This is a genomic window from Acidobacteriota bacterium (genome assembly GCA_003696075.1).
Classification (GTDB): Bacteria; Acidobacteriota; Polarisedimenticolia; order J045; family J045; genus J045.
Window position 1 is genome coordinate 1 of sequence record RFHH01000151.1, and the last position, 13,083, is coordinate 13,083.

Below are 13,083 nucleotides of genomic sequence, written 5' to 3' on the forward strand. Positions count from 1 at the left end.
CGGCATGACCCGAAGGCGACATCCCCGCCGCTCCCGCTTTCGCGGCAGCCGCCGCGCCTTCGAGGCCGCCCGCCGCTTCGAACCCCCCTTCTGCCCCTACTCCCCCTGCCGCGCGCACCGCCAAGACGCCCGCTCCCGCGGCTGGAAACCCCAACGCCGCGGCGGACGACCCGTCCCCTCCCGCCGCACCGTCGTCTGGCGCTTCACCTGCCCCTGGTGCCGCCGCAGCTTCAGCTCCTCCGTCTTCGGCCCCGACTACCGCTGCCGCATCGCCGGTCTCGCCGTCGCCCTGTTCGATCCCCTCTGCGAGGGCCAGGCCGAGCGCCAGGCGGCCCGCTCCCTCGGCGTCTCCCCCGGCGGCGTCCGCCGCCGGCGGATCTACCTCGCCGGCCAGTGCCTGCTGATCCTGAAGGAGTTTGTCGACCGGCTTCCCTGGGACCGGGCGGGGCGGTTCGAGCTGGACGGCCTGCGGAGCTTCGCCGGCAGCCAGTACGAGCCGGTGGAGATCAGCACGCCGATCTGGCCGGGGGCGGAGGCGGTGGTGGAGGAAGGCGTGGCGCCGCTGCGGCGGTCGGGCCCTGCGCGCAGCCGGGGCTGTCGCCTGACGAACGCGGTGGACAATGACGCGGCCCCGCTGCGGCGGCCGGGTCGGATGAGCACCGGGCAGCGGCGGATCCGGGCGGAGCGGGTGCCGCGGTGGGGCGGCGGGACCAGCGGGCGCGTCGGCAGTCGGTGAAACGTCTCGGCCCCGGGGCGACTCCCGACGCCGGAAGAGGACGAAACCTGGTTCGAGGTCCCGATGGCGAGTTCTCGCGACCGTCGTCGGTGGGAACTTCGCTGGTCGAAGATGGGGCTTTTCCGCGACGACAGACAGGCTTCGTGGAGAGCGCGCACGAGGCCGCCGCGGCCGCGGCCCGCAAGTTCCGCGAGGGGCATCCCCAATGGTGCGTCGGGCCACCGAACTCGCTGGACGAAGGGAGGTTCCGGTCTCGAGCGGATCGATGACGGGGGGTCGGGCCGAAGTGTCCGTCGTACACCGAGTTGCGCGTCGTTTCGCACCATCGAGGAAGCACCTCCCAGATTCCGGCCTCCCCCGCCCGGTCGGCTCGCTCCAGGTGCTCGGGGCCAGCGACGGCCAGCCAAGGCGGAGTCTTCGCGGTCCGCCTCGGTGTGAAGCTGGACCGGAAGCCGCGAGCCCGGTCGGGGGCCCGCCACGCGGCGGCTATCCCGGGACGATGAGCCTCCGCGGGCCAGATGGAGGGGGGCTACCGGCTCCGCGATCCGCCGCTTCACCCCGGCACGACGCTCCAGCCGCGGCGGCGTGCTGTCCCCGCGCCGGACCGGGGGCGCCGCAGGGATCCCCTCCGGCCACGACAAGGGCCACGAAGCCGCCCTCGCCCTTCGAACCTCGCCAAGCGCTCACCGCACGCGGCGCGCGCAGCCGTCACGCCGGTCGTTCGCTCTTCTACGCGGCCTATCGGGGTCCCTCCGCGTCGCAGATCGCGTTGTAGGCGGCGATCTCGTAGTACCAGATCCCGGTGGGAGAGGTGTCACCGGTGCTGTCCACCCACTGGATGTTGGGCTCGGCCTCGTCCATGTCGGTGACGTTCGAGGCGATCAGCGGCCACTGATCCGGCGGCAACGAGGCGTCGGAGGACCGATAGACGTTGTAGCCGGTGACCTGATCGGGCTGGTTCGGATCCTGGAAGTGGAGGACGTTGTTGCCGTTGGCGTCAATGGTCTGGCTGTAGATGTAGACCTCCTCGTCCGGCGCCAGGCAGGGCCCCTCTTGGCGCATGCCGGCGCTCCAGGCGCTGCTGTCGGAGGCCTGGTAGGGCGGGCCGATGAGATCCGTCTCGCCGGTGACGGGATCGGCGTCGCTGTCGAGGGTGTCGTCCACACCTTGGTCCTTGAGGGTGAATTGATACCCCGTCGGGAGCACGAACCGGACGCGATGGCTCGCATTGGGATCCACGACGAAGACGTACTCGCCCGCGGCGTTCGTGAGCGCCTGGTCGATCACCGTGCCGCCTTCATCGAGCAACTGCACGGTGATCGACCCGAGCATGGCTTCGTCGGATTGGCGGATGCCGTCGCCGTCGGCGTCGAGCCAGACGACGCCGCCGATGGTGCTCGACTGGGCGAGGTCCGTCTCCTCCTGGCCGCCCCAGGGGATCGTGAACCAGCGACTGGCCTGGGCGAAGGGGGAAGTGACCGGATCGTAGAGCAGGCGAACCCGCCAGTGGTAGCGGCCGGGCTCGGGGTCGGCGACCAGCTCATTGAGAGAAACGCCCGAGGTTCCGGTGTCGAACCAGCTCGCGCTCGCCTGCGTGTTCGAGCCGTCGAGGAAATGCCGCGCCGGCTTCGCCTCGCACTCGAGCTTCACCTTCGCGCGCCCGAACGGGGAGCGGCCGATGGCCGCCAGGCGGAAGCCGTCCGGGGTGCGCGTGTGGCCGAGGCGCGCGATCTGGCCCGCGTCGTCGGCCCGGCGCTGCTCCGGCTTGAGGCTCAGGCCGGGTCCGCCGTTGCCGTAGTAGACATACGCGCGCCCGCCGTTGGGGGCCCATTTTTCTCCGACGACGACCTCCGCGTAACCGTCGCCGTTGACATCACCGGCTGTCGAGACGAAAGGACTGCCGCCGATGGTCGCGGCTGTCCAGGCAGGGCTTGTGCCCAGCCCCGAAGCAGAGCCGTGGAAGACATGGAGGTCCTGCCCGCTGCTATAAGGGGCGACGATCACGTCGGCATAGCCGTCGCCGTTCACGTCTCCGGCTGTCGAGACCGACCAACCGAATCTGGCGTCTGCCACGTTGCTTTCGGCGGTCCAGGCGGGGGTCGTTTCGAGACCCGTCGCGGAACCGTGGTAGACGTAGGCTCGACCTTCGTCCGTCTCGCCAGAATCGTAGTAAGGCGCCCCGACGATGACATCCGCGTAGCCGTCGCCGTTGACGTCTCCGGCGGTCGAGACCGAGTGCCCGAACTCGGCGTCCGTCTGATCGCTTTCCGCGGTCCAGGCAGGGGTCGTCTCGAGACCTGCCGGCGAGCCGTGGTAGACGTAAGCGCGACCTTCCGACGATTGGCCGTTGTCGTAGAGGTACGCACCGACGATCACGTCGCTGTAGCCGTCGCCGTTGACGTCTCCAGCAGTCGAGACCGAGTACCCGAACAGGGCACCCGCCTGATTGCTCTCGGCCGTCCACGCCGGCGACATCCCGAGGCCGGAGGCGGAGCCATGGTACACGAAGGCACGCCCCTCGGTCGCCTCACCGTTGTGGTAATGGTACGCGCCCACGATGACATCGGCGTATCCGTCGCCGTTGACATCGCCGGCCGTCGAGACCGAGCTTCCGAACCTAGCAAACGCCAGGTCGCTTTCGGCCGTCCAGGCAGGGCCCGTCTCGAGACCTGCCGGTGAGCCGTGGTAAACGAAAGCCCGGCCTTCGTCCTCCTCGCCGTTGTCGTAATAGTATGCACCCACGATGACATCGGCGTAGCCGTCGCCGTTGACATCACCGGCCGTCGAGACCGAGTGGCCAAAGTAGGCATACGCCTGGTCGCTCTCGGCGGTCCAGGCCGCCGACGTCTCGAGGCCGGAGGCGGAACCGTGGTAGACGAAGGCGGCGCCCTCCGCAGCTTGACCGTTGTCGTACTCCTCCGCGCCCACGATGACATCGGCGTAGCCGTCGCCATTGACATCACCGGCCGTCGAGGCGGAGCAGCCAAACCTGGCAACGTCCTGCCCGGCCTCCGCCCTCCAAGACCAATTAGGTTCAAGACCTGAGGCGGAGCCATGGTAAACGAAAGCCCGGCCTTCGTTCGCCTCGCCGTTGTCGTAGAGGTACGCACCGACGATCACGTCGCTGTAGCCGTCGCCGTTCACGTCTCCCGCCGTCGAGACCGACTTCCCGAAGGAGGCGGACGCCTGATCACTCTCTGCCGTCCACGCCGGCGTCGTCTCGAGGCCCGAGGCGGAGCCGTGGTAGACGAAAGCCCGTCCTTCGTTCGCCTCGCCGTTGTCGTACTGGTACGCGCCAACGATGACATCCGCGTAGCCATCGCCGTTCACGTCCCCGGCTGTGGAAACCGAGCCCCCGAAGTAAGCGGACGTTTGATCGCTCTCGGCTGTCCACGCCGGCGTCGTCTCGAGGCCCGAGGCGGAGCCGTGGTAGACGAAAGCGCGACCTTCGTCCGTTTCCCCATTGTCGTAGTGGAACGCACCGACGATCACGTCGCTGTAGCCGTCGCCGTTCACGTCTCCGGCCGTCGAGACCGAGTACCCGAACTCGGCGAACGCCTGGTTGCTTTCCGCGGTCCACGCAGGGGTCGTCTCGAGACCTGACGGCGAGCCGTGGAACACGTAAGCGCGACCTTCGTCCGTTTCCCCGTTGTCGTAGGAGTACGCACCGACGATCACGTCGCTGTAGCCGTCGCCGTTGACATCACCGGCCGTCGAGACCGACATCCCGAAGAAAGCGGACGCCTGATCGCTCTCTGCCGTCCACGCCGGCGACGTCTCGAGGCCGGAGGCTGAGCCGTGGTAGACGAAAGCCCGCCCTTCGTTCGCCTCGCCGTTGTCGTACTGGTACGCGCCAACGATGACATCGGCGTAGCCGTCGCCGTTCACGTCTCCGGCCGTCGAGGCCGACCTCCCGAAGTAGGCGGACGACTGATCGCCCTCTGCCGTCCACGCCGGCGATCTCTCGAGGCCCGTGGCGGAGCCGTGGTAGACGAAAGCCCGTCCTTCGTTGACCTGACCGTTGTCGTACTGGTACGCGCCAACGATGACATCCGCGTAGCCGTCGCCGTTGACATCACCGGCCGTCGAGACCGTGATCCCGAAGTAAGCGTATGCCTGATAGCCTACGTCCGACCACGCCGCCCCCGTGTGAAGCCCGGAGGCGGATCCGTGGTAGACGTAGGCGGCTCCCTCGTCCGTCTCCAAGATGCCGTCGTAGCCGTAGGCTCCAACGATCACGTCGCTGTAGCCGTCGCCGTTGACATCCCCCGCCGTCGCCACGGAGAAACCGAAGTAGGCGTCCGCCAGGTTACCTTCCGCCGTCCACGCCGGGCTCGTCGCCAGCGGATCCACCGTCACGGGGTAGGCGGCCTCCGTGTCGTCGAAGACGAGCCGTACGCCTCCGACACCGCCCTGCGTGAAGCCTTCGATCCACGCGGGAAGTTCCCTTCCTCCCGCATCCGTGACGCGCAGGTGGGCGTAGTGCACGAGGTTGACGCCGCGGCCCGTGCGGAAGTCCACGGCCTGGCCGTCCTCGGCAAAGATCGGCTCGAGCGTGCCCAGAAGCCTCAGGTCCAGGTGCGCCAGCCGGGCCGCCTGGGACGGCTCCACCCGCGAGGCCCGCGGCCCCCGCGGCGGCGCTCCCTCGAGCGGCTCGGCTTCGAGCGCTTCCGGAGGACCGAAGACGACGAAGCCTTGTTCGAGACCCCGGGGCGAGTTGTCGTACCACTCACGGACGAGCCCCCGCTCGTAGTCGATCCGGTTTTCCGCGGGCTTCAGCGCGGCTTCGGGAACGGCCCGCACGCGACCCCCGCGGCCGTAACCCACGAGCGCCAGCCCCCACTGCCAGGTCGGCTCGGTTTCCGTACGGGAGATCACGCGCGGTCCGACCTCGGTGAAGTAGGTCCGGAAGCCGTGCGCGCGATTGGGGGCGTGCCACGCAGCGGACACGTCGGGGAGCTAGCTCTGCGTTTGCCAGGTGACGTGGTATTCCTTCTCCGCGATGCGCCGCTGCACCTCGGACAGCCAGTCCGCCGACGGCTGCTGCCCCCGCACCTGACCGACAGCGGCGAGAACGGTCAATCCGGACAAAAGGAAGGGAAGGAAGGTCCTCGGTCCCCGCATCTCGAACCTCCTCCTGGTCTTGCGAAAGGGACGGCGAGGCGCGTTGGCAGCTCTCGTAGGTGCTCGAGCGAAGGCCCGGCTGGCCGGCTAGCGTCGCATCGTCCCCCCGGTTACTGCGGTTGCCTCCTTCAATTGAAACCGATGGCGTTCGGAAAGTGAACCGCCTGCGCTCTATTTACGCCGAAACATCGTCAACCAAAGGAGTTAGACACGGGGCGCAGTGCACCCGCGCCGTCCAGGGTCGCGAACAAGGGGGCACCGATCCGATCGCGCTTTGCCGTCATCGGCCGCACTTTCCCGCTTCGGGTAGGCCACCGGCGCCGGGCCCGGCCCACGCGGCCTCGAGCGCCCGATCTCGTCGCTCGGCAAGGCGTGAGGTGCGTCCTGCGGAGGGCCAGTCGGCCCCCGACCCCGGGAGCTCCGCCCCGAGCCGGTCACCCGACGCTCTGAGATGCCCGGCGGTGACGGCTTCGCGGTCGCGTTCGCCCCTCCACGCCGTCGCCCCGCGTTCGTGCTCGACAGAGACCGGCCCCCGACGCCGACAGCTACGGACCGCGGTTGGCAGCCACTGCCGAGCGCTCAGTGGGTTCGGCGGAATTCCGCACCACTGGGGAGGCATCTCGCGGGGAATCGGCGCATTCCCGTAGGTGCGTACCACGGGGTTCGTTGCAGCATCGAACGATCCAATCTCGGTTCGCCCGCTTGCCGCGAGTCCGGCCCGAGCCGCGTGCCTGGAGCTGCCGGGGGAGTCCGGCGGCAAGCGCCCCTCTGCCGCGAAGCGCCGGGACTGCCTGTCTTTCAACGAGTCGCGCCCCGGTTCGCGCCGTCGAGGGTGCACCCCAACAGGGCTGCGAAATCGGCGGGTTCCGGAAGTCGGGCGGCGGGACGACCGGAAGGGGGTTTGGCGCGCGACGCGCGGCGGTCGCGTGGCCACGCCGCTGCCGCCGGGTGGGGGCGAGCGGCCGGGGTCTCACGTGGATCTCTTCGGACGGCGGCCGTCTACCGGTCTGGTCGGCGTGCCGGCAAGCGGCCGGAAGGCATACGGCGGGACCCGCGGGGCCGGCCGACCGAGAAGCTTCCCGCGGCGTGGGAAGTGCATTCCGGACGGTGCGTTCCCCGTCGAAATCGCTGGGGGACTGGAAGTTCCGGCCTCGAATGGATCGATGCCCGAGATCGGGCCGAATTGCTGGCCTTCGCAGCCCTCGGCCGGCGTGGCGCGCGTTCGAGGGTCCCCTCCCGAGGGGCGCATCTCTCACCGAGGGGCTGGAGCTACCGGCCGCCCTCCCGTTCGGGTCCCGCAATCCCGAGCGGGGCGACGGCGAACACGTGCTCTTCGACCGGGCGTCCTTGTTTGAGGTGCTCGTCGACGATTCGATCGACGATCTCCTCCGTGACTCCCCGGTACCAGACGCCCTCCGGATACACGAGCAAGAGGGGTCCCTGCTCGCAGATCCTCAGACAGTCGACTTTGGAACGCAGAACCACGGGGCCGTTCGGGGCGGAAGAGGCGCCGGGATCCCCCTTTCCGAGCGGCGGAGGCGTCAGACCTTCTTGCTTCAACCGCTGTTTCAAGCGGCGCCAGACCCGGGCCGCATCCTCGGCGCTCGCGCAGCGCGGCCCGGAGCAGACGAAGACGTGCCGAGCCGCGCGCCCCACGCCGAGCGCCCGAGCGAGGGCGGCCGCCCGTTCTCTCGACCCGCCGGCGTTCATGAGAAGAGCACTCCTGCGAGCCGTCCCTGGATTTCCGCGACATCGGGATCGTCACGGCCGAGAATCTCGAACGCAGCGAGCAGCGCGCGGCGTGCGCCATCATCGCGAAAGCCCCGATCGCGGCGGACGATCTCCAGCAGCTCGGCCATCGCCTCCCGCCGCCGCCCGGCCGCCCACAGCGCTCCAGCGAGGGCGAACCTTGCCTCCGAGGACGCCGGGTCCGCGGCCACGCGCTGCCGCGCCGGCTCCGTTCCGCCGGCCGCCTTGCCGGCTTCGAGCATCGCGAGCAGGAGCCTGAGGCCCTCCGCCTGGTCGTGCTCCGGCGTTCCCGGCTCGACCGAACCGAGCACCTCCGCGGCCCGATCGGTGCGTCCCGCCATCACCAGCAGGCGCGCCAGCGCGAGCCGGACCCCGGCGCTCGCCTGTTCGCCTCCCTGCGCGATGGCGTCCTCGAGGGTCGCGATCGCCTCCTCCAGGCGTCCGGCTTCCGCCAGCCGGTGCGCCTCCGCCAACCGCTGTTCCGCGGCGTCCGGAACGAGGCGGCGCAGGAACATCTCGACTTGATCCCGAGGGAGAGCCCCGACGAACTCGGCGACGACCCGGCCGTCGCGGATGGCCTTGACGGCGGGAATCCCGGACACGCCGAACGCCTCGGCGAGTTCCGGATTCTCGTCGACGTTCACCTTGGCGAGGGCCACTCGCCCGCCCATCGCGCCCACCGCCTCCTCGAGGATCGGACCGAGAACGCGGCAGGGCTGGCACCACGGCGCCCAGAAATCGACCACCACCGGAACGTTGCGGGACCGCTCGAGCACCTCTCGCTCGAACGTCGCCGCCGAGACGTCCGCCACCATGCCCGCCATACTCACCTCCGGCGCCGTTCATAGGATGCCCGGCCCGGCGGCGCAAGCGGCGCGGGCGCTGGAAGCCCCGCGGCGGCGGCGATCCGGGACAGGCAACCCGGGGCCCGTGCCACCGGCAGATTGCTCACGTAGAACCGCGTCGCCCCCGCCTCGAGCGCCGCGCGGAGGGTGCGTGCGGCGATCTCCTCGGCGCGGGCGCCCGCCGCGAACTCTTTCGCCAATGCATCCTTCGGCACCGGGATGAAGCGTGCCAGGCGGTCGAGCGTCGCCGCCCTCGCGCTTCTGTAGAAAAAAACCCCCACGAGCACCGGAACGTCCAGGCCGCGGCGGGCGGCCTCGTCGAGGAACGCTCGCAGCGGGCCGATGTCGTGGTGGGACACGATCTGCGTGAGGACGAAGTCGAGCGATTCCGCATGGTCGGCGAGGTAGCCCACCTGCTCGGCGGCGTCCCGGTACGGATTCGCCCACCCCCCCAGAAGCAGTCCGGGGAACTCCCGCCGCAACCGCTCCCGGAGCTGCCAGGCGTGCGGCAGGCAGCGCGGCACCCCGTCGTGCTTGTCCCCTCCGAGAACCACGAGCCCGGGGAAGCGGGCGTGGTGGGCTCTCGCGGCAAATCGCCGGCAGTATTCGAGCGAATGCTTGAGGGTGAGGAACGGCACCACCCGGTCCCGCTGAGCCTCGCGGCCGAGGTTGCGCTCGAGATGGGCGAGATTCTCCTCCTCGTCCGTCCCCACCGCGCTGTCGGTGAGGAAAACGACGGTATCGAGACCGGCCAGGCGCCGGACCGACTGATAGACGTCGATCCAGGCCTCCAGCGCCGACAGGGCGGCAAGATCCCGCCGCGGCGGCCGCAGCTCGACCGCGATGAGCGGGTCCGGGGCGTGAAGCCGCGCTCTCAGGTTCCTCGGAGGTCCCGTCATCCCTCTCCATCCAGCGGCATCCCGGCGTGCCCCCGCGGCCGAGGATACGGGGGGCGGGTGCCGGTGGCACGGGGCCCCGCCGGGGCGGCCGGCCCGCTCCACCGCAGGCCGACCGTGACCGTCCTGCCCGGGGCCGCCGGAGCATGCCGGCGCGGGGAGGAGGGAATCGTCCTGTCGAGGAGGTTCGTGATCCCGGCGGACAGCGACAGGCCGCGGCGGAGCCGGAGGAATGCTCCGACGTCGATCCGCGCCCATCCCGGCGTCACCTGTTCCCCCGGACCGGGGTCGGATTTCCGGCCGCGCACCACGAGCTCGGCGCGCCACCCCGCCCTCCGGCTCTCCCTTTCCCACGCGAGTGTCCCCCCGGCGGCGGGAATGTCGTCCAAGGCGGCTCTCTCCCCGTCGCGGCCGAGGATGCGATGCGCCGTCAGACGGAGGGCCCCCGCCCGCGGTCCGAGCCGGAGGGCGGCATCCAGCTCCAAACCGCGCACGAGACCGCGGCCGGCATTTTCGAAGCGGTAGCGGTCCAGTTCCCCTGACGCGACCAGGCGGCGCACGATGACATCCCTGATGCGTGCCTCGAACGCCGCCACTTCGACATGGTGGCGCGGCCCGCTTCGCCGCCAGACGAGATCGATCTGCCGGCTGAGCTCCCGCTCCAGATCGGGGTTCGGCTCGACGATGCCGCGACCGGTGATCCCTCGGTAGTAACGCTCCGACAGGAGCGGCTCGCGGAATCCGCGAGCGATCTGGACGCTCGCCTCACCTCCGGCGAGGGGGTGGCCGAGCGCGATCACACCCGCCGTGGCGGTCGTCGTTCTGCCGAGAACGCGGTCGAGGGAAACAGCCCTCGAACGGATCGGCTCGATTCGGAGCCCGGCGGCGAGAAACCAACTTCGCGGGAGGAGCCGCGTGCCCTGCGCGAAGAATGCCGCCGATCGCTGCTCGCCGTCGTCCAGGGGCACCCCATCGAGGTCCGGTCGCCCGGCGACCGTGATCCGGGTCCGGATCCCCCGGCGCCAACGCGTTTCCGCTCCGACGAGCCACCATCCTCCGGCGGACGATCCGCTTCTGGTGAAACGGAAGCCGTAATCCTGCTCGGAGGTCTCCGCCCGCACGGTCAGATCGCGCCGCTGCTCGATCGTGCGCCGGCCGCGCGCGCCCCAAAACAGCAAGGACGCCGGCCGCGACCCACCCCGCTCGAACCGCGCCACCACTCGCTCCTGCCCCTCGGACGGCAAGCGGGTGAGGCGCGCCGGATCGGGCGCCTGGAGCCGGTCGGCGTCGGCCAGACGGTCCGCCCGAATTCCCACTCGGAGCAGTCCGCCGGCGACGAGGAGGCTCTTGCCGGCGAAAAAGGACCGGCGCCGGAACTCGCCCTCGAGCGGCGTCCCGCCGGGTGCCTCCGGGTCGGGCGCAGCGCGCCACGCGGCGGCCACCGCCCAACCCTGCGCCCGCCACCGGAGCGAGGCTGCCGCCCCCGGATTCCCGCCCGCCGCGGCGGAAAGATCGAACTCGACGGCGGGCGATCCGGCCGGTTCCGCCCAGGGGCTCTTGATCAGGAGCGCTCCCGCCATCGCCGCCGAGCCGTAGGCCACACCGGTCGGCCCGCGCACCACGTCCAGGCCTCCCCAGGTCCCGCTGTCGAAGATTCCTCCGGACACGCCGGCACGGCGCTCGCTCCCGAGGGGTGCGCCGTCGAGGAGGAGCAGCGTCCGGCCTTGCCCCATCCCTCGCAACACCGGAACCCGGTCGGGATCCTCGTGGGCGCGGGCGGCTCCGGGCAAAGCGGAGACCGCCTGCTGCAAAGAGCGCGCTCGCTGCAAGGCCGGATCGTCCCGGTCGAACGAGCGCGTCGGAGAGCCGGGCGGCGCCAGCAGTTGTCCGGCGGCTGTGGCGGTGACGCGGATGTTGAGCCCCCCGAAAGACGGCACCCGGATCTCGACGGGGCCGCGATGGCCGGGCGGAATCTCCACGACAGCCAGCGATCCGTCGGCGCGCTCCACGAGCAGGGCGGAAGCGCTCGGAGCCTCTCCCGGCAACCGGAACCGACCTTCGCCGTCGGTGAGCACGCCGGCGCTTCCCCCGACCGGTGTCACACGCGCGCCGACGAGCGGAGCACCGTCCGGACCGATGAGCCGGCCTTCCCACGCCCACACCGCTCCGGACGATGCGGCGAGAGCCAAGACGAAGGCCATCGCCCGGATCGGGAATCCGCCACGGGCGGCGGGCCCGCGGCGGTCGCGATCGGCGCCGGGGAGGAAGGCCTTGCAAGCCCACGGGTGGTGGCGCGGCATCGGCACTCGTATACGCGAAGCCGGTTGGCCTCGCATCCCGGGGCTCCGCCCACCCCACCGGCCGGGGCAAGAGCGCCGTTCCGATCCGATCCCTCTCGTGCGGCACGAACCGGCAGACCGGACCGCCGCCGGCATCGGGCCCGGCTGAGGAAAGCTCGAGGAAGGCGCTCGCTCCATAGACTCCGCGAAGTGGCCGGTAACCGTTCCGGGACGGGCTTTGCAGTGGGGCGGCGGCGAGGGTCGCGACCGCCGCTGCACCGGCGGCGGGGCGGCTTCGCGCGGACGGCACGCTCGGCCTCGCCGCGACCTGTGTCCTCAGCGGCGGCGGGGCGAACCTGCGTCCGCAATCCGGCCGGTCTCTCTCCCGCGCGATTTCCCCTTCTTCCGGGTGAGAGAGCCCGCGAAGGTGCGGCTCTTCGCCCAGCTCGAGGCGCGCTCGGCGGTTGCGGCCTCGCATCCACCGCTTCGCGCGAAGTCGGGACGAAGTTGGGATCCGACATCGAGTCGGATGGTGGCGAGCACCGCCGGGGCGCCCCCTTTTCTGCGACTCGGTGGCCCGAGGATGCCTCAGTGAAACGAAGGGTGCCCCCAATGGTGCGAAACGCCGCGCTGCTCGAACGGAGAAAGACGCTCTCGCTAGATCTCGCGGGCAAGGAGCCGTCCGGGATCGCAACCTCCGAGCGCTCCGCCGCCTGGATGCGAAAGCGCACGATCGAAGGTGCGCCTCGCAAGAGGGGGCCTCCCATCAGGCGGCAGCGGGCACGATCCGCCGACTCGAAAAGAGGCGCGCCCTCGAAGGCGCGCTACGCCGGTCAGCTCGATGAAAGACCGGAACTTTGCGCCGATTTTCCGCAAAGCGGGCGGATCGGTACGCCAACCTCCGAGGGCTCAGCGACTTGTGCTGTAAAAACGCACCATGGGGAAGCACTTCAAGTATCGATAAGCGGTGAGGTCTCGCGCCTGCAGGGGGCGGAGGCTCGGGCGGACAGGCCCGGTGGAAAGCGCCGGCTCGAAAAGCGCCTTCGTCGGTTGCGGAGCGGAATCCCCTGCGGCCCCGGGAGGAACAGCTCGAGGATGAGCCGCCAGTTTGCGAAATCGGCCGAGGGCGGCGAGCACCGCCACCGAGCGTTCACGATCAAGGCATCCGACACGCCTTCAGCGAAAGGTGCCCGGCCTTTGGGCCGCGACCTATCCGGCACCCACGCGCCGGACCGTGCAAGACCGGGGGGAACGACCTCCCCGGCAACCGGAGCTGCAGCAGGCGCCGGGGCGCCGCATCGGGTCAGTGCAGCACCCGGCGCGCAATTCTCAGCCGCCCGGACTCCTCGTCCGACGCGTCCGCCACCGGCTCGTACCTCGCCGGCGACCAACGGCCGTCCGCTTGCAGCTCGCTCCACCCCAAACCACCGGCGTCCTGCTCCCAGTCCACCCAC

General features: G+C 70.5%; 6 protein-coding genes. 1 reads left to right on the forward strand and 5 read right to left on the reverse strand.

The window, feature by feature from the left end:
* The first annotated feature begins 4 nt into the window (after nucleotides 1–4).
* Nucleotides 5–736 carry a hypothetical protein gene (locus D6718_10255; protein ID RMG44334.1) on the forward strand — a complete coding sequence of 244 codons (732 nt, stop codon included), beginning with the start codon at nucleotides 5–7 and terminating at the stop codon, nucleotides 734–736.
* Nucleotides 737–1,474: 738 nt separating this feature from the next.
* Here D6718_10255 and D6718_10260 read toward each other — a convergent pair.
* The 5 genes from D6718_10260 to D6718_10280 form a co-directional block, all read right to left on the reverse strand.
* Complete coding sequence (locus D6718_10260) at nucleotides 1,475–5,686, reverse strand: hypothetical protein (GenBank protein ID RMG44335.1); 4,212 nt, start codon at nucleotides 5,684–5,686, stop codon at nucleotides 1,475–1,477.
* Nucleotides 5,687–7,129: 1,443 nt separating this feature from the next.
* On the reverse strand, nucleotides 7,130–7,570 hold the full coding sequence (locus D6718_10265; GenBank protein RMG44336.1) for a ferredoxin: 441 nt from the start codon (nucleotides 7,568–7,570) through the stop codon (nucleotides 7,130–7,132).
* Nucleotides 7,567–8,433: a co-chaperone YbbN gene (locus tag D6718_10270; GenBank protein RMG44337.1), complete on the reverse strand. Its 867-nt coding sequence runs from the start codon at nucleotides 8,431–8,433 to the stop codon at nucleotides 7,567–7,569. The genes D6718_10265 and D6718_10270 overlap by 4 nt, the downstream gene beginning before the upstream one ends.
* A 2-nt stretch (nucleotides 8,434–8,435) precedes the next feature.
* Nucleotides 8,436–9,353: a hypothetical protein gene (locus D6718_10275; protein RMG44338.1), complete on the reverse strand. Its 918-nt coding sequence runs from the start codon at nucleotides 9,351–9,353 to the stop codon at nucleotides 8,436–8,438.
* Entirely contained in the window at nucleotides 9,350–11,827 is a 2,478-nt protein-coding gene (locus D6718_10280) for a TonB-dependent receptor (protein ID RMG44339.1), read from the reverse strand. The genes D6718_10275 and D6718_10280 overlap by 4 nt, the downstream gene beginning before the upstream one ends.
* Nucleotides 11,828–13,083: the final 1,256 nt, after the last annotated feature.